Source organism: Kovacikia sp. CALU 1929 (assembly GCF_056784235.1).
The window spans coordinates 42,010-66,215 of record NZ_JBXBCF010000066.1; the positions used below are offsets into that span (position 1 = coordinate 42,010).

21 protein-coding genes are annotated in these 24,206 nt (G+C 50.9%); 8 read left to right on the top strand and 13 right to left on the bottom strand.

Annotation, left to right across the window (positions count from 1 at the left end; all coding sequences use genetic code 11):
- Positions 1-21 precede the first annotated feature (21 nt).
- Complete coding sequence (locus tag AC1S52_RS14300; protein ID WP_482029693.1) at positions 22-3,066, top strand: DUF4912 domain-containing protein; 3,045 nt, start codon at positions 22-24, stop codon at positions 3,064-3,066.
- A gap of 259 nt (positions 3,067-3,325) precedes the next feature.
- Here AC1S52_RS14300 and hemB read toward each other — a convergent pair whose 3' ends face one another.
- Entirely contained in the window at positions 3,326-4,309 is a 984-nt protein-coding gene (gene hemB, locus AC1S52_RS14305) for a porphobilinogen synthase (protein WP_482029694.1), read from the bottom strand.
- Between the two features lie 263 nt (positions 4,310-4,572).
- Complete coding sequence (locus AC1S52_RS14310) at positions 4,573-5,325, bottom strand: phycobilisome rod-core linker polypeptide (protein ID WP_482029695.1); 753 nt, start codon at positions 5,323-5,325, stop codon at positions 4,573-4,575.
- A 540-nt stretch (positions 5,326-5,865) separates the two neighbouring features.
- On the opposite strand from AC1S52_RS14310, the gene AC1S52_RS14315 reads away from it, so the two are divergent.
- From AC1S52_RS14315 to AC1S52_RS14330, 4 genes are all read left to right on the top strand, one after another.
- Positions 5,866-6,384, top strand: a complete 519-nt coding sequence (locus AC1S52_RS14315) for a phycocyanin subunit beta (RefSeq protein WP_482029696.1) — start codon at positions 5,866-5,868, stop codon at positions 6,382-6,384.
- Between the two features lie 93 nt (positions 6,385-6,477).
- On the top strand, positions 6,478-6,966 hold the full coding sequence (gene cpcA / locus AC1S52_RS14320) for a phycocyanin subunit alpha (protein ID WP_482029697.1): 489 nt from the start codon (positions 6,478-6,480) through the stop codon (positions 6,964-6,966).
- Between the two features lie 153 nt (positions 6,967-7,119).
- On the top strand, positions 7,120-7,935 hold the full coding sequence (locus AC1S52_RS14325) for a phycobilisome rod-core linker polypeptide (protein WP_482029698.1): 816 nt from the start codon (positions 7,120-7,122) through the stop codon (positions 7,933-7,935).
- 171 nt (positions 7,936-8,106) lie between these two features.
- Positions 8,107-9,168, top strand: coding sequence for a phycobilisome rod-core linker polypeptide (locus tag AC1S52_RS14330; protein ID WP_482029699.1), 1,062 nt, complete (start codon positions 8,107-8,109; stop codon positions 9,166-9,168).
- 256 nt (positions 9,169-9,424) lie between these two features.
- On the opposite strand, the gene polA is transcribed toward AC1S52_RS14330, so the two are convergent.
- Entirely contained in the window at positions 9,425-12,352 is a 2,928-nt protein-coding gene (gene polA / locus AC1S52_RS14335) for a DNA polymerase I (protein WP_482029700.1), read from the bottom strand.
- Positions 12,353-12,424: 72 nt separating this feature from the next.
- Positions 12,425-13,894, bottom strand: coding sequence for a CoA-acylating methylmalonate-semialdehyde dehydrogenase (locus AC1S52_RS14340; RefSeq protein ID WP_482029701.1), 1,470 nt, complete (start codon positions 13,892-13,894; stop codon positions 12,425-12,427).
- A 261-nt stretch (positions 13,895-14,155) separates the two neighbouring features.
- Here AC1S52_RS14340 and AC1S52_RS14345 point away from each other — a divergent pair, with 261 nt between their 5' ends.
- Both AC1S52_RS14345 and AC1S52_RS14350 read left to right on the top strand, forming a co-directional pair.
- Positions 14,156-15,334, top strand: a complete 1,179-nt coding sequence (locus AC1S52_RS14345) for an amidohydrolase/deacetylase family metallohydrolase (RefSeq protein WP_482029702.1) — start codon at positions 14,156-14,158, stop codon at positions 15,332-15,334.
- A 154-nt stretch (positions 15,335-15,488) separates the two neighbouring features.
- The gene (locus tag AC1S52_RS14350; RefSeq protein ID WP_482029703.1) at positions 15,489-16,178 is read left to right on the top strand and encodes a ferritin-like domain-containing protein; all 690 of its coding nucleotides are present in this window, start codon (positions 15,489-15,491) and stop codon (positions 16,176-16,178) included.
- A 28-nt stretch (positions 16,179-16,206) separates the two neighbouring features.
- On the opposite strand, the gene AC1S52_RS14355 is transcribed toward AC1S52_RS14350, so the two are convergent.
- Positions 16,207-16,860: a L,D-transpeptidase gene (locus AC1S52_RS14355; RefSeq protein WP_482029704.1), complete on the bottom strand. Its 654-nt coding sequence runs from the start codon at positions 16,858-16,860 to the stop codon at positions 16,207-16,209.
- A 453-nt stretch (positions 16,861-17,313) separates the two neighbouring features.
- Positions 17,314-17,805 (bottom strand): hypothetical protein, encoded by a 492-nt coding sequence (locus AC1S52_RS14360; protein ID WP_482029705.1) that lies wholly within the window; start codon positions 17,803-17,805, stop codon positions 17,314-17,316.
- A gap of 669 nt (positions 17,806-18,474) precedes the next feature.
- Between AC1S52_RS14360 and AC1S52_RS14365 the strand changes: the two genes are divergently transcribed.
- Positions 18,475-19,719: a cation:proton antiporter gene (locus AC1S52_RS14365; protein ID WP_482029706.1), complete on the top strand. Its 1,245-nt coding sequence runs from the start codon at positions 18,475-18,477 to the stop codon at positions 19,717-19,719.
- A 62-nt stretch (positions 19,720-19,781) separates the two neighbouring features.
- Here the strand turns inward: AC1S52_RS14365 and AC1S52_RS14370 are convergent, their stop codons facing one another.
- The 7 genes from AC1S52_RS14370 to AC1S52_RS14400 form a co-directional block, all read right to left on the bottom strand.
- On the bottom strand, positions 19,782-20,444 hold the full coding sequence (locus AC1S52_RS14370; RefSeq protein WP_482029707.1) for a Na(+)/H(+) antiporter subunit B: 663 nt from the start codon (positions 20,442-20,444) through the stop codon (positions 19,782-19,784).
- On the bottom strand, positions 20,441-21,076 hold the full coding sequence (locus AC1S52_RS14375) for a DUF4040 domain-containing protein (RefSeq protein WP_482029708.1): 636 nt from the start codon (positions 21,074-21,076) through the stop codon (positions 20,441-20,443). Before AC1S52_RS14375 ends, AC1S52_RS14370 begins: the two co-directional genes overlap by 4 nt.
- Complete coding sequence (locus tag AC1S52_RS14380; protein WP_482029709.1) at positions 21,066-21,347, bottom strand: monovalent cation/H(+) antiporter subunit G; 282 nt, start codon at positions 21,345-21,347, stop codon at positions 21,066-21,068. The genes AC1S52_RS14375 and AC1S52_RS14380 overlap by 11 nt, the downstream gene beginning before the upstream one ends.
- Positions 21,348-21,535: 188 nt before the next feature.
- The gene (locus AC1S52_RS14385) at positions 21,536-21,793 is read right to left on the bottom strand and encodes a hypothetical protein (protein ID WP_482029710.1); all 258 of its coding nucleotides are present in this window, start codon (positions 21,791-21,793) and stop codon (positions 21,536-21,538) included.
- Positions 21,794-21,937: 144 nt separating this feature from the next.
- Positions 21,938-22,339 (bottom strand): cation:proton antiporter, encoded by a 402-nt coding sequence (locus AC1S52_RS14390; protein ID WP_482029711.1) that lies wholly within the window; start codon positions 22,337-22,339, stop codon positions 21,938-21,940.
- On the bottom strand, positions 22,336-23,766 hold the full coding sequence (locus tag AC1S52_RS14395; protein ID WP_482029712.1) for a cation:proton antiporter: 1,431 nt from the start codon (positions 23,764-23,766) through the stop codon (positions 22,336-22,338). Before AC1S52_RS14395 ends, AC1S52_RS14390 begins: the two co-directional genes overlap by 4 nt.
- On the bottom strand, positions 23,763-24,098 hold the full coding sequence (locus AC1S52_RS14400; protein WP_482029713.1) for a cation:proton antiporter subunit C: 336 nt from the start codon (positions 24,096-24,098) through the stop codon (positions 23,763-23,765). The genes AC1S52_RS14395 and AC1S52_RS14400 overlap by 4 nt, the downstream gene beginning before the upstream one ends.
- Positions 24,099-24,206 lie beyond the last annotated feature (108 nt).

The window sequence follows — 24,206 nt, forward strand, 5'->3', positions numbered from 1 at the left end:
CTGGCTACGCCGCTTTTTAATATGATGTTGCCAAAAAAAGATTATTCCGTGTTCTCTTTCGCTATATTGCTGGCTCTGGCTTCCACTGCTGCAACCCCTCTACCGTTTTTTCCATCGCTCGACCTAGCTTTAGCCCAGTCTCCGGCACCTTCCTTTAGTCTGCCTCCAGTTGTGCCCAAGGATCAGAAGGTGAGGGTGGATGGCTCGACCAGCATGAGGGGGATTAACCGAGTGCTGAAAGAAAAGTACGAGGCGCAGTATCCCGGCACCACGGTTGAGTTTGCTTATAACGGAACTCCAACGGCAATTCAGGCAGTCCTGGATGGCAAGGTGGATTTGGCGGCGATAGGTCGCCCCCTGACGGATGAGGAAATTGCCCAGGGGTTAAAACAAATTGAGGTTGCCCGCCATAAGATTGCCTTGATTGTCGCACCCAATAATTCTTTTAACGGCAACATCCAAGATCAACAGTTTGCGCAGATTTTCCGAGGTGAAATCACGGATTGGTCAGAGGTTGGGGGCGATCCCGGTGCCATTCGCTTGATTGACCGACCGGAAACCAGCGATACCCGTCAGGCTTTTCGCGCCTATCCCGTGTTTAAAGCCGCTCCTTTTGCCGTGGTTGCCAGTGCCATCAAAATAGAGGAAGACAGTACGGAAGCGGTTCTTAAAGAGTTGGGCACCGATGGCATTAGCTATGCCATTGCCGATCAGGTGTTTAACCAGCCAGGAGTGCGGGTATTGCAAATGCACCAGACCCTACCCAACGATCCTCGCTATCCCTTCTCTCAGCCCCTAGTCTACGTTTATAAGGATACTCCTCCGGTGGCGGTGCAGGCGTTTCTTGCCTATGCCACTGCGGCTGAAAATCGGTCTGCCATTGAAACCGCCAGGGTAGAGGGGGCGATCGCCCAAACCGCTCCTGCCAGTCCTGATGCGGTAGCCAGTCCTGATGGGACAACCCCTTCTGCCCCAGTTCCTCCCGTCGAAACAGCCCAGCCCGCTGCCCTTACACCCCTACGAACCCATTGGGGTAGCCTTGGCAGCAGTACGGAGGGTGTCCTTTCCCCCTGGCTCTGGCTGCTGTTGCTGCCGCTACTGCCCCTACTCTGGCTGGGTTGGCGTAGTCGAGGACACCAAACCGCCGATGGCTCTAACCAGGTTACGCCGACTCCCCCCTCGCCCCCGATCGCTCCCCCACCCCCGGTTCCCCCGGTACATCCTGCTTCTGAAGCAGCAACACCCGATGTAATCACTCCTGAGGAACTACCACCCCCGCCATCGGTCGTACCGGGAGCCACGCCCCCACCTGCCGCCGATACGGTGATTGGTGCTGTCCCAGAAACACCTGTCTCAGCAACCACGGCATCCACTCCAGGAATCGACATCCCCGCTGGACTGGCGGGAGCCGCCGCAGTTGGTGTCGGAGCCGCCGCGATCGCAGGATTGGCAGGCAAATCCCCTGGACGCAGCCACATTACCCTCACTCCCCGCGACCATCACCAGGCATACGCCCAATGGGAAATACCCGATCAGCATAAGGCAGAAATGCAGGCGCAGGGAGGAGAAAACCTGGTTTTACGGCTCTACGATGTCACCGGGTTAGATCCGGCAACCCAGAACCCCCCTAGTTCGGAAGAATTTGATGTAGCGGATTGGTTAGAGAATCGCAACCTGCCGATTCCCGCATTTGACCGGGATTATGTTGCAGAGGTGGGCTATTTGACGCGGGATGGAGGCTGGCTACCGGCAGCACGATCAAACTCGATTCGGGTTTCTCCGCCTGCCTATTCTGATCAGGACTTGCTGATCGAAGCATCCCCAGTCGCGCCTTCCCCCGGTGATGTCCCCCCGCCGCCACCGCCACCAATTGATCCTGGACTGGCAGGCGCAACCCTGGCAGCCGGAGCCGGGGCTATAGCAATGGCAGCCCTTTCCAGTGATGATCAATCGAATGTGGAAGCTGCCAAGTTTGATGTCGGACAGACCGACCTCAGCAGTGAAGACCTGGCATCCGTAGACCAAGGATTGCCTGGGCTTCCCGATGGTTATGGGGAGAGCCGGATCATTCTGATGCCCCGTGACCCCCAGTGGGCATACGCCTATTGGGATGTTCCCAACGAACACCGGGAAGAGGTGCGTCGCCAGGGTGGGCAAAAGTTGGCACTGCGAATTTACGATGTCACTGAAGTAGACCTGAGCCATCAGGCTCCCCATAGCTTGCAGCAGTACGACTGTGATGAGATAGCGCGGGACTGGTATGTGCCGATTCCGGTCAGCGATCGCGACTACATTGCCGAGATTGGTTACCTGACAGTAGATGGGCGTTGGTTAATGCTGGCGCGATCGGCTCCCTGCCGCATTCCCCCCGTCTTCCCCTCGGATTGGTACGAAGACTACTTCGCCACCATTGGCTGGGATGAAGACCTGCGCGGCAAAACCTTCGCCACGCTAATTCCTCCGGGTCGTCGGCTGGCAACCGGCAATCCCATTTATGACCAGATCTTTGGCATGGCAGAGTCCGCCGAAGCGATGCGGGTAGCAGGCTCTCTCTTTGGCTCTATGCAGCACGTTCCGGGTTCGGTCTTTGGCTCCATGCAAATGGCTTCTGGGGCGGCGCTCAGTTCCTCGCTGTTCCCTTCTGGCATGGGGATGGGATTCGCTCCCGGTGTTTCCGGCGTTCCTACCTTCTCTGGACTAACGATGTCGGGGTTAACCATGTCGGGACTAACGATGTCGGGGTTAACCATGTCCGGAGTCGGTTTCTCAGCTTCGATGCCCCCCATTCGCGCTCGCAAGTTCTGGTTGGTTGCTGACGCAGAACTGATTATCTACGGAGCTACCGAACCCGATGCCACAGTGACGATCGCTGGTCGTCCGATTCAACTCAATCCCGATGGCACTTTCCGGTTCCAGATGTCCTTCCAGGACGGCTTACTCGACTTTCCGATCATGGCAGTTGCCGCCGATGGCGAACAAAACCGCTCAATTCACATGAAGTTTGTCCGCGAAACTCCCTTCCGCCAGACCAACACCAAGGAAGAAGCGCAGGACGAAAGTTACTAATAGAAATTACTGATAGAAAAACTAAAAAAGGGGGCAACGCCCCCTTTTTTACGTAGTGCATCCCGATATAAAACCTGGTACTCACGGGCGGAAATCTGGATATCCTGACTGACTTCGCACTCCAAACTCTGCTCTGAGTCTAGTACATCTTGTTGGAAATAATCCCTCAGTTCATTGAAGCTCGAAGGCAGAATTATCAGGGTTTTGCCTTCCTACTTCTGCCTTCCTACTTCTGCCTTCCTACTTCTGCTTTCTTGCACTAGGCACCTAACCAACGGGCGGCATCCTTAGCATGATAAGTCAGGATCAAATCGGTTCCTGCCCGCTTAAAGCTAGTTAGAGTTTCCATCACAATCCGCTCCTCATCAACCCAACCGTTGAGAGCCGCCGCTTTGACCATGGAGTATTCGCCAGAAACGTTGTAAGCAGCGACAGGTAGGTCACACGCCTGCTTCACCTGCCAGATGATATCCATATAAGCCAGAGCTGGTTTGACCATCAGCATGTCTGCCCCTTCGGCAATGTCTAACTCAATTTCCTTGAGCGCTTCGCGGCTATTGCCCGGGTCCATCTGGTAAGTGCGGCGATCGCCAAATTGGGGAGCCGAATCCGCTGCATCTCGGAAGGGACCATAGTATGCCGAGGCGTACTTGGCAGCATAGGACAGAATTGGCGTGTCCTCAAACCCAGCCTCATCCAGCCCTTCCCGAATTGCCTGCACAAAGCCATCCATCATCCCGGAGGGCGCGATAATGTCAGCTCCTGCCTTCACCTGGGAAACGGCAGTTTTTTTCAGCAACTCCAGGGTGGGATCGTTCAGCACCCGTCCCGTCAGGTCGCCCACTTGCAAATAGCCACAATGACCGTGGGAAGTATACTCACAGAGACAGGTATCCGCAATAATGATCAGGTCGGGAACTGCCTCTTTGACGGCTGTTGCCGCCTTTTGAACAATCCCACAGTCATGCCATGCCCCGGTAGCATCGGTGTCCTTGTCTGCGGGAATGCCAAACAAGATAATGGCAGGAATACCCAGGTCGTAGACTTCCTTGGCTTCTTCAACGATCTTGTCCACCGAAAGCTGAAACACTCCTGGCATCGATCGCACTTCATTGGCAATCCCCTGCCCTGGAACCGCAAACAGAGGGTAGATGAGATCGCTCGTGGTCAAAACAGTTTCGCGCACCATCCGACGAAGCTGGGGATGGCTGCGGAGACGACGAGGACGATGTGTTGGAAACATAGGATTGATAAAGAACTTCTTAAAAGTCTAAAACGTTCCGTTACCCGCCTACCCACCTGTTTCATTACGTTCTGTTACGAAGGAGTCAGGGGAAGGGGTTCGGTCATTTTTCACTAGTACTCACAGGCGGAAATCTGGATACCCTGACCGTACTCTATCCAAAACGGTGCATCAAATTTATTGGGTGCGTTTACGAACAAAGGCATCCTATGAGGATGCCTTTGTTCCAATCCAAAACTCAATCTAAACTGACTTCACATTCCTTAACGAGAGCGATACGGTACGCTCTTGTCAATGTCAATGTCATACACTGAAGCTCTGGCAGGGGTAGCCGCTACCGGACTAATGCTCCTAGCCATATTGATGAATAAAGTAGGATCTCCAGTTTTGGGCTTGCTTTCGTAAGAGCGGAAGCTGCGCACAACCTCTTGCCAGATAGTCTGGGGGAAACCTAATTGGGCACGATGGTAGGCATCGTAACGAGGAGACGTAATGTTGAAAGGAATTTCACCCGTGGCGCGGCTGGGTAGAATCCGACGACGGTGATAGGGAACGGTGTTCTCGCCAAAGTTCTCAAGGTACTCATCACTGTTGAGTAGCTCATCAACAAACCCCTTAACGCCCTTCGTCATCACTACCGCTGACCAGGCAATTTTCTCTCGTTGGTTATAGACTCGCCGTCCCAGAACCTTTTCGACACAGTGCTCTACAAAGCGATAATTACTGTTCTTATCATAGAAGCTGTCAATGAAGGTATTCGATAACAGCAGCCCCCGGATAAAGTCGCGCACCGTGATCTGTCGATTGCGCAATTGAGATTCAAGAACGATTTCACGGTCCCACTTAAACGCATGGAAGAAGATCTGGCGATAGGCAGCATTAATCAGGTTGTCTATATCGGATGGCGAAAACAGATCATCTGTTGAGTAAACGGTCAATTCGTCATCCGGTGCGCCCAGCGGAGCAACACGCTGATTCGGACAGGATGGAGAATAAGTTAATAGAGGAATTGCCATGCTTACATAAACTCCCGTCTTTGCTAAACTTCACAAAAGCGTATCCTGAGAAAAGCTATTGCGATCATCATACAAGGGCAGGGGGATTGCAACCTGGATTCGCTTGATAAAATATTACAGACTTTGATCCTTGAACCAGAATTGCATCACAGCGTCCAGAACCCGTCAACCTTTGAACTATCGCAAAGTTTGGAGACTTTTGGGAGAATTCTTGCAAGGACAAACACCTTTCAAATGTAACCAAATGTAAAGATCGAGTTACACTTCATAATTTTGTGGGAATCTCTCAAGCCCTTCTCATAAGGGATTCCAGGGTTCTCTTAATATTTCTTAATTACTTTTCTTATTAATCCCTTCTAATTGCACAGAATTGCCACAAATTAACTGCTTTAATCGTAGCGAGTAGCCCCAAATAACTGCTGTAGTTTGTCTGCAACCTGTTTCAGTTGTTTTGGTGGTTGAAAATTTGAACCGGGTCTCCCGGTTTAAATTTGAGTTGCCATAAATACTCGATTAAGTGAATTTAGGAGATTGAATCAAATGCTAGATGCCTTTACCAAAGTCATTTCTCAGGCGGACACTCGGGGTGAGTTAGTCAGCAGTGCTCAAATCGATGCATTAATGGGTGTAGTCAAAGATGGTTCTAAGCGCTATGACGTTGTGAACCGTATTACCAGCAATGCGTCTACGATCGTTGCGAATGCTGCTCGGGAGTTATTTGCCGAACAGCCACAACTGATTGCTCCCGGTGGTAATGCCTACACCAACCGTCGGGTTTCTGCTTGTGTACGCGACATGGAAATCATCCTGCGCTACATCACCTATGCCGTGTTCATCGGAGACTCCAGTGTTCTCGACGATCGCTGCCTGAATGGTCTGCGTGAAACCTATTTGGCTTTGGGTGTTCCCACCGGCTCTATGGCAGCCAGCGTTACCAAGATGAAAGATGCTGCGATTGCAATTGCAAACGATCGCAACAATATTCAACCCGGCGATTGCAGCGCCCTGATGGCTGAATTAGCTAGCTACTTCGATCGTGCGGCTGCCGCTGTAGGTTAATCCTGACTGGCGTGCAATGCTCAAGCATTTTTCAACTCGACAATTACGCATTCCAACCGAAACTTTGTAAAACACTAGGGAGATATTACGCCAATGAAAACGCAATTGACTGAAGCAGTCTCAACTGCTGATTCCCAAGGTCGTTTCTTGAGCAACACCGAACTTCAAGTTGCCTTTGGTCGTCTTCGTCTGGCAACGGCTGACCTGGAAGCCGCCAGATCTCTGGCCAATAAAGCGTCCCAGTTGACCGAAGGCGCTGCCAATGCGGTTTATCAAAAGTTCCCCTACACCACCCAAATGCAGGGCAACAACTACGCTTCCGATGCGCGGGGTAAAGGCAAGTGTGCCCGTGATATTGGCTACTATGTGCGGATGATTCAGTACTGCCTGATTGCAGGTGGCACGGGTCCTGCTGATGACTATCTGCTGGCTGGTCTGGCTGAAATGCACAGCACTTTTGAACTGTCTCCCAGCTGGTATGTTGAAGCCCTCAAGTACATCAAGGCTAACCACGGTTTGTCGGGTGACCCTGCCCTTGAAGCCAACTCCTACATCGACTACATCATCAATGCCCTGAGCTAAGTGCATATCTTGCCGGGGAAGGTAAGCAGCTCTATCGATGGATGGGTAGTTGTTGGTTACTTTTCCCGGCAATCTAACGATTTGCATGATCTGCAACGTTAAAAACCACTGGCAAAAGTTGTCTATTTCGTTTAGTTGAATGGGGAAATAGTTATGGCTGGTTTAAAAGAAGCAGGGAGATTGGGGATTAAACCCTTCGAGGAATCGCAACCCGTTGAATTGCGTCCTAATTGGACTCAAGATGATGTCAAGGCTGTGATTCGGGCAGCCTATCGTCAGGTGCTAGGCAATGAGTATCTGATGAAACATGAGCGTTTAGTGGGGCCTGAATCACTCTTACTTCAGGGAAGTATTTCGGTACGGGATTTTGTTCGGGCGATCGCTCAGTCAGAACTTTACCGGGAAAAGTTTTTGTATCCCAACTTCCATGTCCGCTTTATTGAGTTGAACTATAAGCATTTGTTAGGGCGGGCACCCTACGATCAATCTGAAATTTCATACCATTTGGATTTGTACACCTCTGAGGGATATGAAGCTGAGATTTCTTCATATCTTGATTCAGCGGAATATGATCGGAGTTTTGGTGATAACGTTGTTCCCTATCATCGGGATTTTCAAGTCGATCATCCTGGACAGCGGGCGATCGGGTTTAGCCGTTTGATGCACCTTTACCGTGGCTACGCCAATAGCGATCGTTCCCAAGGACAGAAACAACCCAAACTCACCTGGGAAGTGGCGAGAAATGTGGCAACCCCCATCAATCCTCCAGCTTCAGCATCCCTGTCCGGTGCGATAGGTGGTACTCGAGGAGATGTTTATCGGCTGCGTGTATTGCAATCCGCTTCTGCCAGATCAACGGTTGTTCGCCGGACAACGACAGAACTGCTGGTACCCTATGACCAACTGACGAATAAGTTGCAACAGCTTAACCGGGCTGGCAGTAAGGTCATCAGTGTTACGGCTGTCTAAGAGGATGGCGAAATAACGGCATCTGTTTCCCCCTTATCCCCTCCTTAGAAGGCTACCGTGCATACAGAAGTCTTCTTTGTTCAAGCTGGCAGACCCTGAACCCCTAAATTCCCCAATTCCAGGGAACTGTGAGTGGTTCGGTTCCCCAGAATTGGGGGGCTAGGGGGGCAAATGCAGGGTCTTGAGGTTGATATAGGAGATGGCTATACACCACAGCTTGGAGGGGGTGATTCTCTGGAAGTTCCCCTTTCTACAGGTATTTGCGGCTTTCCGCAGGGTAGAGGGGATGGTAGGGGGATCTCCAGACAACTGCCAGGCAATTGTATTGACTTTCCATTACTGATTATTGAAGGAGAATTGCAGGTGGCTATTACAACAGCAGCATCTCGCCTCGGTACATCCGCGTTTAGTGATGCCGCCCCTTTAGAATTGCGTCCCAATGCAACCCAGGGAGAGATTGAAGCGGTCATTCGTGCCGTTTATCAGCAGGTATTGGGCAATCCCCATCTACTCGATGCTGAGCGATTGGTCATTCCAGAGTCTCTCCTGCGCAATCGCCAGATTACGGTGCAGGAATTTGTGCGCCAATTGGCAAAGTCAGACCTTTATAAGCAAAAGTTTTTCCACAATAGTTTCCAGAGCCGGACGATTGAACTCAACTTTAAGCACCTGTTGGGACGTGCACCCTATGACCAGTCCGAAATCACAGAGCACATGAATCTGTACCAGGACAAGGGATACGAAGCAGATATCGACTCCTATATCGATTCAGCGGAGTATCAGGAAAGCTTTGGTGAAAATATTGTGCCCTACTATCGAGACCTGGTGACAACGGGAGTGGGACAGCGATCGGTTGGCTTTACCCGGTTGTTACAGCTTTATCGGGGTTCCGCTAGTAGTGATCTGGCTCAATTTACAGGCACGGCTCCTCGCCTGGTGAAGGATCTGGCGCGTAACTCTGCCTCGGCGATCGTGCCTCCCTCTGGTGGTGCAGGTGGGTTTGCCTTCCTGGCGGCTGGTAAGGGGGATGCTTCCTACAGTGCCTTCGGTGGATCAAAAGCGTTTGGTTCTGGTCGGTTGTTCCGGGTTGAAGTTGCTGGAATTAGCGGACCGGGATATCCCAAGGTGCGTCGGGTGAATAAGGCAGTGGTTATTCCCTATGAAGAATTGAATGCTCACATGCAAAGAGTTCAACGTCAGGGTGGCAAGATTGCCAGCATTATTCCTCTCTAGACCCGGTATCAGTCCAATATTGGCGTTGCTGATTTTGAGTATGAATTGAGAATAGTATGAATTGAAACTTCGTTCCAATTCATACTGCTATTCAGCACCACCGTTCAATATTTATGGAAACTCGGTTTCTGATGCGTCCTAACGAAGGCAATTTAGGGCTTTGCAGCAAGAAGCCGAGTTTCTGCGTTGATCGCGTGGGCTGCCGATGAGGGAGTTCTGCCATAATTGGCAGGTTTGAAACCGTTGCATGAATTGGCTACTTTGCTTCCATCCAGTTCTCTCCGGTACGGATATCAACCACCAGCGGAATTGAAAGTTGCACGGCGGATTCCATTGTGGATTTAATTTCCGCTTGCAATGCCTCCCATTCCTCAGGGGGCATTTCAAATACCAGTTCATCATGGACTTGCAATAACAGCTGTGCCTGACGGTTCTGGATCAGATCATGCAATTTGACCATTGCAACTTTGATGATGTCGGCACTGGAACCCTGAATGGGCGCATTAGCGGCTGCCCGTAGAGATTGAGCATCGTACTGGTCGCGGACTTTGACTTGACTCAGATCGATCGCCCCTGGGTCGGTACCCCGCAGCTTGCGCAGAGATTCACTGCTGAAGTTGAAGTAGCGACGACGACCGAGGATGGTTTCGACATAACCATTGGCGATCGCCTCCCGCTGCATCTGTTGCAAGTAGGCAAACACCCTGGAGTAGCGTTCATTAAATCGCTCAATGAAGGTCTTCGCTTCGGTTTGCTTCACCCCAGCTTCCCGCGCAAACCGCTGGGCACCCATACCGTAAATCACACCAAAATTAATGATCTTGGCAAGACGACGTTCTTCAGCAGAAATCTCGTCCTTCTCCAGCAAGAGCCGCGCTGTCAATTTGTGAATATCCTCATTGTTCTGGTAGGTTTCCAGCAGCACTGGTTCCTGGCTCAGGTGTGCCAGAATCCGTAGCTCAATCTGGGAATAATCTGCTGCCACCATGACCCAACCGGGTTCTGAAATGAAGGCTTTGCGGATCTGACGGCTGAACTCCGTCCGAATCGGAATATTTTGCAGGTTGGGATCGGAGGACGACAGGCGACCTGTGGAGGCAATTGCCTGGTTAAAATCGGTGTGAACTCGTCCCGTATCCGCTCGCACCAGGGTAGGCAGGGAATCGACATAGGTGGATTTCAGCTTGGACAGGGTGCGGTGTTCAATGATGTCCCGAATGACGGGGTGGTCGCCTTCCAACCGTTCCAGGACCGAGGCATCCGTGGAGTAGCCGCCAGACTTTGTTTTTCTCGACTTCCGCTGATCCAACCCCAGTTTCTCAAACAGAAGTTCGCTTAATTGCTTGGGTGAACTCAGGTTGAATGTCCCACCCGCTTCCTCATAGGTGCGTGCTTCGATCGCCTTCAAGTCCGTTTCTAGCTGTTTAGAAAACTGCTTCAGGTAGTCCTGGTCAATCCGTACCCCGCAGTACTCCATTTCTGCCAGAACGGGTTCCAGGGGTAGTTCCACCTCCAGCAGCAACCGATGCAGGGCAGGGGCTTCTTCTAACTGGGCGCGGAGTTTGGGTACCAGCAGAAAGGTGGTGTAAACATCTAAACCGCAGTAGTTGGCTACAGCGGGAATGGCAATATCCGTAATGCTTTTGCCTTTGGGCACCAGGTCGCTGTAGCTCATGGCAGTGATGCCCAGGTAGGTGCTGCTGAGGTCGCTCAGGTTATGTTTGCGCTCCGGGTTGAGCACATAGCTTGCCAGCATCGTATCGAAGACAACGCCGGTAAGGTGAATGCCCTGGCAGCGAAGCACGAGGCGATCGTACTTGGCATTTTGCAGGGCTTTGGGATAGGTAGCACTTTCCAGGATGGGACGCAACGCTTCCAGGGCAGTGGTTTTGTCCAGGTTGGTGCCTTTGGCATGTCCCAGGGGAATGTATGCCATGTCTGAAAGTTCCTCGCCCCAGCAGCAACCGATACCCACCAGCTCAGCATCGCGGGGTTCCAGGGAGGTGGTTTCGGTGTCCCAGGCTACGGGGGTTTCAGTCTGGGTAAAGGTTTGGAGCCGTTGGACCAGTTCGGTCAGCTTGGCGGGTGTATCAATAATGTGGGGAGTAATGACGACGGCTACTTCATTTTGTGCCGCTTCGGTGTCTTCAGGGCTGAAAAACCAGAGTTCGGGGTCTTCGTAGCGAGAATGGGCGATCGCGCTGGCGGATTCCACCCCATCGGGTTCAGCGGACCCTTCCTCTGGGCTATCGCCAAACTGGCGATGCAGTTGCCGGATTTTGCCCAGAAAGGAGTTGAACTCCAGCTTTTCTAAGCAGGGAAGCAACGTTTCATCGTCAAACCCCTGGAGCTTGAATGCCTCTAAATCCGTATCCAGCGGCACATCGAGATGGATCTGTGCCAGGTATTGGGAGCGCAGGGCATCTTCCCGTCCGGCTTCCAGTTTCTTTCTCACCGCGTCTTTGACTTTATCCAGGGAAGCGTAGATCTGCTCCAGACTGCCAAATTCGGTTAGTAATTGAACCGCTGTTTTTTCGCCAATCCCTTTGACACCAGGAATGTTGTCGGAAGAGTCCCCACATAGGGCTTTGAAGTCCACCACCTGGGTGGGCAGAATGCCGAGCTTTTCCTTCACCTGGGTGGAACCAAATTCCCTGGGGGGTGGGGTGCCCTTGCCGTAGGTGGTGCTCATGTAAAGGACAGAAGTATTCTCGTCGGGGTCGATGAGTTGAAACAGGTCGCGATCGCCGCTTAAGATCTTGACCCGCAATCCCCCTGCCGCTGCCCGCCGTGCCAGGGTGCCAATGATGTCATCCGCCTCATAGCCAGGAGCCGTCAGAATTTGCAGGTTCAGCACTGCCAGCAGTTCTTGCAGGTTTGCCAGATCGGGCATGAAGTCTTCTGGGGCTTCGGGACGGTCTGCCTTATAGGTTTCGTCGGCTTCATGGCGGAAGGTTTTTTCACCCATGTCAAAGGCGATCGCCACATACTGGGGCTTCTCGGTTTCCATCGTCTCCAGCAGCGCCTTTAAGAAGCCATAGGAAACACTGGTGGGAATGCCGGTTTTGGTGCGTAGCCCGCCATCGCGCCCTTTGGCAAAGGCAAAGTAGGAGCGAAACGCCAGGGAGTGCCCGTCAACCAGGACGAGCAGGGGCTTTGAAGAATGGGAGGATTGGGAAACCAAGGGACTGATGAGCGAGGGAGGACAAGCCCTATTGTATCCAGGGAAGTGGGGTGAGGTGAGCGGTGAGAGTTTCTAAAATTTCCTTGTCCATTCCTGCCAGCGCTCAACCACCACCTTTGTCTGGGTGAAAAACTCGACTGCCTGCCGTCCCTGTCCATGCAGGTCGCCGAAGAAGCTATCTTTCCAACCACTGAAGGGGAAGAATGCCATTGGGGCAGCAACGCCGATGTTAATTCCAATGTTTCCAGCTTCAGCTTCGTAGCGGAACTGGCGGGCGGCGGCTCCGCTGCTGGTGAACAGACACGCCATATTGCCATACTGCCCCCGATTAATCAGGGCGATCGCCTCCTCGATTGTTTCTAAATGAATCAGGCTGAGCACAGGACCAAAGATTTCAGTGCGGGCAATTTCGCCTGTAGGGTCCACATTTTGCAAAATTGTGGGACGGACAAAATAGCCCTGTTCATAGCCAGCAATCTGGGGCTGACGACCATCCACCAGCACGGTTGCCCCCTCGGCAGCGCCCTGCTGGATCAACTCCTCAATCCGGCTGCGGCTCTGGGCTGTAATCACTGGACCCATCTGCACCCCTGCCTCCAGACCATAGCCCACCAGGCGAGACTGGGCAGTGTCGGCGATCGCTTCCGTAAAAGTTGTGCGGGCTGACCCGACGGTGATGGCAACCGACGCGGCAAGGCAGCGTTGTCCAGCACAACCAAAGGCACTGTCTGCCATGATCCGGGTTGTCATGGCGATATCCGCATCGGGTAACACAATGACCGGGTTTTTCGCCCCACCCTGGCACTGGGCACGTTTGCCATGCGCCGCCGCCTGACTATAAATATAACGGGCAACGGGAGTAGACCCAACAAAGCTAATTGCCCGGATGAGGGGATGTTCCAGAATTGCATCGACGGCTTCCCTGGCACCATTAACCAGATTGACCACCCCTTTCGGTAGCCCCGTCTGCTCTAGCAGATGTATGATTTTCTGCATCGTCAACGGCACCTTCTCCGACGGCTTGATGATGTAAGTGTTGCCACAGGCGATCGCGTAGGGCATAAACCAGAAAGGAATCATCCCCGGAAAGTTAAAGGGACAGATTGCCGCCGCCACCCCCACCGGTTGACGGATCATAAATTCATCTATGCCCCTGGCGATGTCCTCAGAGTTATAACCCTGCATCAGGATTGGAATACCACAGGCAACCTCTACATTTTCAATCGCCCGCCGCAGTTCACCCCTGGACTCTGCCAGGGTTTTGCCGCACTCCTGGGTAATGGTGCGTGCCAGTTCATCCAGATTTTCCTCCAGCAAAGCTTTGAGCTTAAACAGGTATTGAATGCGATCGCTGGCTGGAATTCGCCGCCAGGTCACAAACGCCTGGGCTGCTGCCTGAGCTGCCCGATCCACCTCCGCGGTCGTTGATAGGGGCACTTTTGCCAGCACCTCCACCGTTGCCGGATTCACCACATCCAGAAACTCGGTAGCCTCAGAAGCACACCATTCCCCATCAATAAAATTCTGCAAAACGGCTGTCATTGCGATTCATTCACCTTTTTAGATAGAAGTGAGGGTCATTGGTGATTTGGTCATTGGTCATTGATCATTGGTTATTGGTCATTGGTTATTGGTCATTGATATTTACAGGCGCTAAAGGACGAATGACAAAGGACGACCCATTACCCGTTATCCGATTTAACTTTCAACTCTCAACTCCCAACTCCTCACCCCCGTAACAGCTTACACATCAAAGACATCCCTGACGAGCTACTTTGAGTAATGCCAGGTAAAAGGGTTGCTATGCAAACACTCTACAGAAACGCTCACATTATTGACCCTGCCCAAAACGTTGATGGAGTCAGGGATCTCCTGGTTGAGGATGGCAAGGTTGTCACTCTGGGTCAGACGCTTAGTTCCCCTGATTCCACTGGGGAAACCATTGACTTGAAAGGCTATTTGCTTACTCCAGGCTGGATTGATATCCACTCCCACGTTTTTGATACTGTAGGAGATTTCTGTCTGCCCGCCGATGGGGTGGGAGTCGAATCTGGTGTGACCACCGTGGTGGATGCGGGCACCTCCGGGTTGTTGACCTTCAGTGCCTTTCGAGAAACTGTGGTTAAGCCCTCTAAAACCAGAGTCTATGCGCTGCTTGACCCTTCCCTGCTTTACATTGCCACCTCTGACTTTATTGCCCACCGGCTCGGCTTTGCCACCAGTCCCAAAAATCAGGACAGGGAGCGGGCGATCGCGGTCATTGAGGCAAATCGGGATATTATCGTGGGCTTCAAAGTTCGCCCCACGCTGAAAAGTGGAGCCACCAGTTCCCCCGTGATGGATACCGCCCTGCCGCTGGCTGAAAAATATGACCTGCCGCTCATGGTGCATCTGGGACGTTTTCCCGCCGATGAAGTGCTACCAACCGAGGTTTTGTTAGAGATGTTGCGTCCGGGAGACATTATTACTCATGCTTACCAACCACGCTATGGGCTTTATGATGCTGAAGGCAACTTGATTCCAGCGGCAAAAGCGGCGATCGCCCGTGGCGTTCTGCTGGATGTGGGACACAGCGGACACGACTTCTCCTTCAAAACGGCTCAAATGGGTCTGGCACAGGGAATTCTGCCTCACACCATTTCCACCGACCTGAATGTGTTCAACATCGCCACCGTTGGCAGTCTGGCACTGACAATGAGCAAGTTTATGGAACTGGGATTATCGCTCAACCAGGTCATTGAGCGAGTCACAATCAATCCTGCCAGAGCACTTAAAAAAGAATCCGAGCTTGGTAGCCTCAAACCTGGAATGGTCGCCGACTTTACCCTGGCAGAACTGGTGGATGAAGCGGCAATTCTTGAAGACGGCAATGGTGGCTCCCTGCCGGTTTCCCAAATCATCAAAGTCCGTGGCATCTGCCGAGCAGGTGAGTTTTCCTGGATCGCCCATGCTCCTTTTGAAGCTGAACCGGCTTTTGTGTAGAAGAAAAGTGTGATACTGCCTATTAACTCCTAACTCCTGACCATCAAAACCCAAATCCCTTCCTGCCCCCTTACTAACAACTAACAACTAACAACCAACAACTAACAACCCCTCACCCCTCACCCCTCATCCCTCACCCCTCACCTCCACTTCCATGCTCGAAACCCTCCCCTCCCCCTCTCCAGAATCGTGGGCAGATTTTGTCCAGGATATTGAAGCCGAACTTGAAGCCCATCGCAACCATGCTCTTTCTGACACTCCAGAGAAAGCGTTTGCCACCTCTGCGACAGTCCATCAACCCTGGTCAAGGGAACGGGTGATTGAGTGGTTGAGCTTCCAGACCTATTACGAATATCAGGCGATCATGTTTATCAGCCAATGGCTGCAATCTACTCCTGAAACCGATGCGCTGGTGCTGCTCTGTCAACAAATTGAAGATGAGGCAAATCATTTCAACTGGTTGAACCAACATCTGGAACAAATGGGCGCTCAACTCTCGGAGTGGTCTCCTCTGCCGGAAATAGTGGACTGGGTGGAAACGTTTTATGGTTCGCTACCGGATACGATTTCGCGCCTTGCCGCACACAATCTTGCCGGTGAATCCGGTGCCTGCCGTTCCTTTGACAGCATTGTTCCATTTCTGCCAGAGGACTTGCAAAAAACCATGCGGCGCATCATCCTCGACGAGCATTTCCACCTGAAACTGGGACGACGCATCTTGAGCAAATACTGCATCACAGATGAGCAAAAGGCTCAGGCAAGACGATATGCTCTAGAAGTCGCGGAGCTAGAGACACAGGCGATCGCTGCCTTTAATCACAAGTTAACTAAGCTGGGAGCATGATGAGTGCTTAGACTCGTCACCCTCCCAGCTATTTTTTCACGATTACCTGCGTTCCTGGGCTAACTTGATAAAACAGGTTTTCAATATCTTCATTCAACATCCGAATGCAACCGTGGGAAACAGCTTGTCCAACGGTTTCAGGATTGGGAGTGCCATGAAACCCAATCCAATTCCTGCCGTTTGTCCAAAACCCTATCCAGTAGGCACCTAAGGGGTTTTTAGGATCGCCCGCTGCAATCGGTTCATCGGTTAGTGGGTTGATCCACTTTGGGTTTTCCCGCATTTGCATGACCCTGAATTTTCCCTTTGGGGTTTCCCATCCCTGCCTCCCAATCGCGATCGGGTAGCTCTCCATCTCCATATCTCTCACAAAGTAAATCACCCGTCGCCGACCGAGGTGAATTTCCAAGCGATTGGGTTCTACCGTTGGGTCAAATGATGGAGGAGATTTTTCCGTTGAGGAAGACGATTGGGCAGGCGTTTTCGCGGATTGAGCCGCTGCTTCAGGCGATGGTTTTGGGGAAGGAGCGGTTTGCTTGGGCTGGGCGATCGATTGGACAGAGACTTCAGGCGATTGGGAAGCTTTAGGAATTAAGGAGATTGAGGGATTTAAATACAACCACCCAAGCCAACTTAAACCGGCGATTGGAAGCAGACGTGTAATGATTTTCGGCAAAACCATTTACTGTTCACTGATTTAATGTTCACTGATGCTGTAGCTTGCTCGCCCTGGAATAGATGGGTGGATAAATACCTATCCATCTAACGGTCGCAGCATGTTCTAAAAAAGAAATTTTGCCTTCTAACAGCGTAGCTGACGCTATCCTTCAAAATCACGGATTAAATAAATACCGCAAACTCTACGGATCGACTTTAAAGTCAATCAGCATCCCATGAAGCTGATTAACTGACAAATCTTTGACTGGCTTCACCGTTCACCTGCCTAGCCCAGAAATCAATTTCTGGGCTAGTGAGCAACGAAGCGGTGAGTCTCTTAGCACTTTTGTCAGTCAACCAACTTATGAAGACATTCACGGAAACCCGCGCCTACCCAATTCTCGAACTTATTTAATTCCCATTCCTTAGCAAACCTATTTCTGATCTAGAAATTCTTTGCCCGATGGGATGTTACTACCTACCAGAGGGCACGAACACCCTCATCTTCAACACCACCGGCACCATAACCAGCCCCTTCACCGGTCGTCCCATCCACAGTTCCAGTGCCTCCTGCACCTGCACCCGCGCCTGCACCCGTGCCATCAAAGGTGCCATCCACAGTTCCAGTCCCTGCGCCAGGGGTGGTTGTGCCTGCGCCAGGAGTGGTTGTGCCTGCCCCAGGAGTCATTGTATCTGCCCCAGGAGTCATTGTGTCTGCCCCAGGAGTCGTTGTGCTGGGATTTACTGAACCGTCTGTTCCGGTGCTTGGGGTACTCTCTGTTGTACCTTCAGCCCCTCCGGTTCCTCCCGTCTGAGACACAAGTTGCTCACTGGAGTTTGTGGAGTTAGCTGTAGAAGACTGAGCGTTGAGCAATGCTAAAGCTGGGAGACTGAGCAATGCACTGGCACTAACAATACCAGCTATGCCTGCTAACTTTTTGACGGAACGTTCGCTATTTCTCAAGTTCATTGCTTTTCCTCAGTGTTGGGTTGAAATACGTAAAAGCCTGTCTATTGATGGTTCTGATGTGATGCCAGTGCATCAAAAACAGGACTAAGGGCAAAATTAACTCTGAGTTTTGAGTTTTGGACCCTTATCGAAAGCGATTCCTAAAACGTAGCTCAGAGACAAAATTTTCTTGTCCGCTGATGGGGTGATCCAAACGTTAAGCAGGAGTGTATTTTTGTTAACATCTTTTGCCAATCTATAAAGTTAGATGCCTAGCTGCGATCGCCCTCTAGTTTCCAGCCCCAGGGAACTGTGTTCTTTTGTCGGGCAACTTTGTCAAGTGATTCAAAACACTCAGGCAGATTTTTGAACTTTCCTACTTCAGTGGGATGACAAAATTAAATTCATCATCCTGAAGGGTTTGCATTTTAACCATGACCATTGGTATTCATCCTTCCAGTGCAGAGGAATTGTTTTTCCTGTAACTCTCTGGATTGCTATGGATTGCAGGCAAGCAAAAAAATAGTTTGATTTTAATGCCTCAATGATGAGTCAATTGGCTGACTGATCAGAGATTGTAAGCACTGCTCCATCCGAATATTTATTGCTGAGTAAAGATCTATCCTAAGATGAATCAAACCTGCCTGATCATGTTCCTACAGTGTTAAAGCAAGCTTTTATGTGTACTTTGTGGATATCTATATTTTAGATTTGCTGGTAATCGGGTTACTGCTACTGACAGTTACCTTAGGATCTGGATGGATAAAGAGATTACCGCTTTCCTATGCCCTAATTTATCTGGTTGTTGGCATTGCCCTTAGCCCCTATGGATTTAACCTGATTCAAATCCGACCAGGCACCGAATTTTTAGAACGGTTGACTGAGTTTGTTGTTCTCATTTCTCTGTTTAGCTGTGGCTTAAAGATGAACCGCCCTCTTAAACCGTGGGCGTGGAATTCGACAATTCGGCTGATTGGATTTTTAATGCCGATCTCGATCTTTGCGATCGCCATCATCGGGCACTATTTTTTGCACCTGGAATGGGGGGTTGCCATCCTGTTAGGGGCCATTTTGGCTCCAACTGATCCCGTGCTGGCATCTGAAGTGCAGTTAAACGATCCCCAAGATCAAGATGAATTACGCTTTGGCTTGACCTCAGAAGGGGGATTAAACGATGCCTTAGCCTTTCCATTTATTTACTTTGGCTTGCACTGGTTAGACAACAACAACTGGCAAAGTTGGTTTGCTCAATGGGTTGCAGTCGATTTGATATGGGCGATCGCGGCAGGTTTGGTCGTCGGAATTGCCGTAGCTAAAACAATCAGTTGGTTGCAGTCTCGGCTGCAATACTATCGTCCGGTTGATGAGTTGATGGAGGATTTTGTTACCCTCAGCACCATTCTGCTAACCTACTCCCTGGCTGAATTGGTCAATGGCTATGGATTTCTGGCAGTCTTTGTTGCTGGCGTTGTGATGAGATACCACTGCCTTTCCTCTGAAAAAGCCCTTGCCCGTTTACATTTTATGGAGCAAATTGAAAAGCTGTCTGAAGTAGGAACCATTTTGCTGTTGGGTTCGCTTTTGCGCATTGAGCCAATCCTCCGCTTTGCGCCCCCAGCCTTGTTAGTTACTACATTATTGTTATGCCTGATTCGTCCTATTGGGGCATTAATCAGTACAATCGGCTCTCCCATCCATCCAGCAACCCGTTGGCTGTTTGGCTGGTTTGGAATTCGTGGAGTTGGCTCACTTTACTATCTTGCCTATGCTATGGGTCATGGCTTAAAGGGAGAAATCGGAGAACTTATTGCCTGGACAACCTTCACCGTAGTGGTCGTTTCAGTCACAATCCATGGAATGACTGCCACTCCTCTAATGAAGCTGTATGGACGTTATATTGAACAAGCCAGTCCCCCAGTAGCGGATTCACACTAATACCTACCTTGCAGAGGGTTGCTGAAGCAGGCATCAAAGCCAAATTTACCCTTACCCTACTTCTACAACAACCCTCGATAACGAATAAATACCAGAATCACTGCCCAGGATCCCAAGGCGACTTTGATTGCAACCAGAATGTTGAGCAGGGGGATAACTCCACCGCTAACCAGGGTGCCCAACTCACCGTGGGGCAATTCAATCCCGACCAGAGTGAGCGCTGCCAACATCATGAAAACCAGCACGGAGATTTTCTCCCAGGTTGCAGCGTGCCAGCGCTGGTAAATTGACTGCATCCACTCCAGGGATGAGGTAATCGCTACCAGTCCGATCGCTGTGCCGCCCGCCACTCCCGCAGCAAACCCACCCCCCGGACTGAGATGTCCCCGAATCGCTAGTTCAACCCCAACGATCGCAGCAATCGTTGCTCCCAGTTGTGCCAGCACTATCGACGGTTGATCGGTGAACTGATGGATGGTGTAGAACGGTCGTTCGTTTGCCAGCAGAAAGTGGGCACCCATGATAGCGATTGTAAATACGATGACCTCAAAAATCGTGTCGTACAGCCGATTTCTAAAAATAATGCCCGAAACGGCATTAGGCACGCCACTATCGTGAACAATGGTTTCGACAAGCGAGAGGTCTGGTACGTCTGCGGTTGGGTTTGGCATGATTAGAAATTTGACATACAGAGCAAGGACTGCCGCGATGTAGAGCCATTTCATTGAGTGCTTCTCTCCATTAGTGCTTCTTCTCCAGAATCAGATGCATTGGCATCGGACACAGACTCATAGACCAGACTGGTCGCAGGTGAGTTCAGTTCGGCTTGCAAAATCTCGTAAAGACGGCGAATTCGGGTTGTGGTGTGGTAGGTCGGCTGAACGGGATGCAGGGTGTGAGGGTCTGGAGCATCCTGGGGCGATCGCTGGACACAGGTGGCATGAATTTCTTTTTTCATTAATGCCTGATGTAAGGACTGGCGATCGGTATAGGGAATCAGATCCAGCCGCAAATGGTATTTGCTCGCAACAGTCCGGAAATCCGCAATCAGTTGGACAAAGGCGTGGGGATTTTCCGGGTCCCTTTCGGCATCCAGTAAATTATCTTTCAACACACCCAGGCGCATCACCATTGATGACCGAACCGCCACGGCATAGAGCGTAATTGCCAGCATCGTTCCCACCAATGCCTCAGTCAGCGCCACATCTGCTGCACCTAAAACTGCATAGACCAGTGCTGCTACCGCACCCAAGATGCCCCGAATCACCAGGGCATGATAGGGGTTGACCTGGATAGTGAGCATAAACGCCGCCAGTGGCAACAGAGCAACGATGATATGCACATAGCTATCGTTCATCACTCTCTCCACTGCTAGAGCAGTACGCCAGAACATACCCCAGCACTGTATTCCAGATTGCCAGGGAAATGAGCGCTAGAACAAGCAACGACCATTCACTGGGAACCTTCAGGAGCAGACCAAAGATAATGCTCATGGAGCCGAGGGTATCAGCAACCGAAAGGCTGTGCAGTTTGAACAGCACCGATCGCTTGCCCAGCAAGGGAAAAGTGCCCCAGAACCAGAATGCAATTCCTACTCCGATGAAAATGTAGCTAAGGATATTTATCATGATTATTCATCTGTATTCGTTAATCTATAGCTATCGCCAGGTTGCTTAGTACATTGGGGGGAAAGGGGATGTGGGGGCACTGTCCCAGCCAGGAGTTCCACCCCTGCACCCCATCCTAAATTAGGTGTCTATGGCTATACGTTGATTGATTTTTGATTTGATTATGTTTATTCATTTGCTCGATTCATTTATTTATATTCATTCACTCGTTTAATAACCTGCGCCAGAAGCATTAATCCAGCATTTCCTACACTCAGGATAATCACCCCAACTGCTCCCATCATCCAGTCATCCCGCAGAACAGAAATAAACAGGATCATCACCGATGTCTTCGTTGCAATACTCGCAAACGCCAGCATTTTTTGCCAGATGTCATCATCCTGCCATGCCTCATACATGGGAATCAGCAAAGCCAAAATCATGGCTATTAGCATTAAATCCATCATTTCTTGAGTCCTGGGAGGGGGCAGTAGTCATTAGTCATTAGTCATTAGTCATTAGTCAGTGGTATTTACAGACGACAAAGGACAAAGGACAAAGGACGATTAATTACCCATTGTCATTACTTCTCAACTATCAACTCTCAATTCTCAACTACTCCCCCCTGTCCCCTTCTGCCTCCTCACCCAATGAACTTCATACCAACCCAGTTCGTGATATTTCAAAACAATAGTTTTCGGGGTAAAGGTAATCAGGAAAATGTCTAGAAAGATCAGTCCGGGCGATCGCCGGGGTTTGACTCGCTCCATTGTGATCTCTTCCTGCCGGTGAGGACGGACGATGAGTTCAAATGCCTCCAGATACGCCTGGGGAATTGCTACCACGATTTCCCACAATACCCGTAGCCAATCTTTTAATGCGCCTGGAGCGGTATAGCTGCGGGGTAGCAGGAGGGCAACACCAACACCAATGATGATATTTGGCAGCGTGAAATTAGCAGTTAGCAAAAACCAGATGACCAGCCGCAGTAGCAGATTCAGATAGCCAATCATGCCAGCACCATCCAGAAGAGTAGGATTAACATCAAACTCATCATCCCAATCAGGTGATCAAATTGCTCCAATAAGCGGGGCAGTTTGATCATGGTTTGTCGAAAAACCAGAAAATAGGCTATCCAACCGAGGGCGATCGTTGCCAGGGGTTTGGCGATATTTGCCAGGGTATATGCCTCGTAATAGACCACATTTGCCAGCACCAGCCCTCCAATCAGCAAAACTATTGCTGCCCAAAAACCTGGATGCACCTTAACGTGTTCGTCCTTCTGATGGGGCAGAAAAATGAATTTAGCAAAGGATATCGCCGTTCCCAGTGCTGCCAGGTTCATGCCGATCACCTGCCACGGTAACAGACTTTTCATGGTCAGAACCTTTGCCCCAAAGCCAGACAGCAGGGGAAATCCTGAGATCGAAAAACTGGCAATCACCAGGGCAATCCAGATGGGTGTAGGGATGGGTTGGGATTGCAGATCTTTCAGGTTGCGACTGGGGAGCGCACCTGCAATTAGAAACAGTGCCGCCTTGACTAAACCGTGGGTCAGCGCATAAAAGCCCCCCACTTCCGGTGCCGCCAGGACAAACCCCAACTGTGAAACCGTGTGAAAAGCCAGCATCCGCTTGGTATCTTTTTCAAAGACGGCATAGCCCACCCCTAATAGGGCAGTTCCCACGCCAAAGATCCGGATCAGGGGATCAATTTCTTCCACCAGCAGGGCACAGCGGACCAGGGGCAGAACCCCCGCCTTAACCACAACCCCTGATAGCATGGCTGACACGGGGGTTTCTGATTCGGAATGGGTCAATGGCAGCCACAATCCTGAGACAAAAATGCCGCCCTTAACCAGAAGCCCCAAACCGATGAGAGCAACTGCTTCTGGGGGTGCCTCCCGTAGCCCGGTAAAGGCAAAAGAATGGGTTGCCTGGTAAACCAGGGCTGCGCCTACCAGGTAAAACAACATGGCGACGTTGCTGGTAAAGAGATAGCGCAACCCCACCCAAATTGAGCGATCGGTGCGGGGGTATGCAATCAACAAAAACGCGGCAATGCTAATCACCTCTAAGGCGACATAGAGACTGATGAAGTCCACACAGGCGAAGGCGGCATTGACACTGCCATGCAGAATGATGGTCTGCATGTAAAAAAAAGCAGTTCTACTGCTGCGCCAACAGTAGAGAATCACTGCCGTTGTTACCAGCGCATTGGTCAGGATAAAGTAGCCGCTTAATGGATCGACCAGTAAGGTCACGCCAAAGCTATCTAGCAATTGTAGGGTCAGCGGCAATTGAGTAAAGAGCAACAGGGCATAGCCTGTGGACGCGATCGCTGCCGCCAGGGAAAGATAGCGTGCCAAACTGGGGATCATGTAACCAATGAACCCGACAAAAAATGGCAGAGTAATCCAGGCTATGGTCAGGGTACTCATGGCGCATTATTCTGCTCAATTTCCTTCGTTTCCAGGGTCGGATTATCCCGTGCCAGTTTCATCACACCGACCAGCATCAATGCCTGAATCGAAAAGCCGATCACAATCGCGGTCAAGATGACCGCCTGGGGCACCGGATCGGCGTAAGCACCTTTTGGGGTGGTTGAAAGAATAGGGGTGACTAAACCCTGCCGTGATGCAATCAGCACATAGTAGGCAATCACACCTGTACTCATGACATCCATAGAAATGATTTTCATCACCAGATTCTTTTTCAGAATAATGCCAAAAAAACCGCACAGGATGGTTGCAAATACACAGGCTTCTAGCATGGCAAGGAAGGTGAGGGGGGGATAGAAAAGGAGGAAGAAGGAAGGAGAAAGGAGGAGGGAGGAAGGAGGAAAGATTTCGAGTCTCAACTTTCCACTTTTACAGCGATT

What these genes read in the sequence shown, in the direction of transcription:
- AC1S52_RS14380 (WP_482029709.1), bottom strand. Translation starts at nt 21,347, where the DNA reads ATGATAAATATCCTTAGCTACATTTTCATCGGAGTAGGAATTGCATTC.
- AC1S52_RS14340 (WP_482029701.1), bottom strand. Translation starts at nt 13,894, where the DNA reads ATGACAGCCGTTTTGCAGAATTTTATTGATGGGGAATGGTGTGCTTCT.
- AC1S52_RS14370 (WP_482029707.1), bottom strand. Translation starts at nt 20,444, where the DNA reads ATGAAATGGCTCTACATCGCGGCAGTCCTTGCTCTGTATGTCAAATTT.
- AC1S52_RS14300 (WP_482029693.1), top strand. Translation starts at nt 22, where the DNA reads ATGATGTTGCCAAAAAAAGATTATTCCGTGTTCTCTTTCGCTATATTG.
- AC1S52_RS14350 (WP_482029703.1), top strand. Translation starts at nt 15,489, where the DNA reads ATGCTCGAAACCCTCCCCTCCCCCTCTCCAGAATCGTGGGCAGATTTT.
- AC1S52_RS14395 (WP_482029712.1), bottom strand. Translation starts at nt 23,766, where the DNA reads ATGAGTACCCTGACCATAGCCTGGATTACTCTGCCATTTTTTGTCGGG.
- hemB (WP_482029694.1), bottom strand. Translation starts at nt 4,309, where the DNA reads ATGTTTCCAACACATCGTCCTCGTCGTCTCCGCAGCCATCCCCAGCTT.
- AC1S52_RS14310 (WP_482029695.1), bottom strand. Translation starts at nt 5,325, where the DNA reads ATGGCAATTCCTCTATTAACTTATTCTCCATCCTGTCCGAATCAGCGT.
- AC1S52_RS14345 (WP_482029702.1), top strand. Translation starts at nt 14,156, where the DNA reads ATGCAAACACTCTACAGAAACGCTCACATTATTGACCCTGCCCAAAAC.
- AC1S52_RS14330 (WP_482029699.1), top strand. Translation starts at nt 8,107, where the DNA reads ATGCAGGGTCTTGAGGTTGATATAGGAGATGGCTATACACCACAGCTT.
- AC1S52_RS14325 (WP_482029698.1), top strand. Translation starts at nt 7,120, where the DNA reads ATGGCTGGTTTAAAAGAAGCAGGGAGATTGGGGATTAAACCCTTCGAG.
- AC1S52_RS14385 (WP_482029710.1), bottom strand. Translation starts at nt 21,793, where the DNA reads ATGATGGATTTAATGCTAATAGCCATGATTTTGGCTTTGCTGATTCCC.
- cpcA (WP_482029697.1), top strand. Translation starts at nt 6,478, where the DNA reads ATGAAAACGCAATTGACTGAAGCAGTCTCAACTGCTGATTCCCAAGGT.
- AC1S52_RS14315 (WP_482029696.1), top strand. Translation starts at nt 5,866, where the DNA reads ATGCTAGATGCCTTTACCAAAGTCATTTCTCAGGCGGACACTCGGGGT.
- AC1S52_RS14390 (WP_482029711.1), bottom strand. Translation starts at nt 22,339, where the DNA reads ATGATTGGCTATCTGAATCTGCTACTGCGGCTGGTCATCTGGTTTTTG.
- AC1S52_RS14360 (WP_482029705.1), bottom strand. Translation starts at nt 17,805, where the DNA reads ATGAACTTGAGAAATAGCGAACGTTCCGTCAAAAAGTTAGCAGGCATA.
- AC1S52_RS14375 (WP_482029708.1), bottom strand. Translation starts at nt 21,076, where the DNA reads ATGAACGATAGCTATGTGCATATCATCGTTGCTCTGTTGCCACTGGCG.
- AC1S52_RS14400 (WP_482029713.1), bottom strand. Translation starts at nt 24,098, where the DNA reads ATGCTAGAAGCCTGTGTATTTGCAACCATCCTGTGCGGTTTTTTTGGC.
- AC1S52_RS14355 (WP_482029704.1), bottom strand. Translation starts at nt 16,860, where the DNA reads ATGGTTTTGCCGAAAATCATTACACGTCTGCTTCCAATCGCCGGTTTA.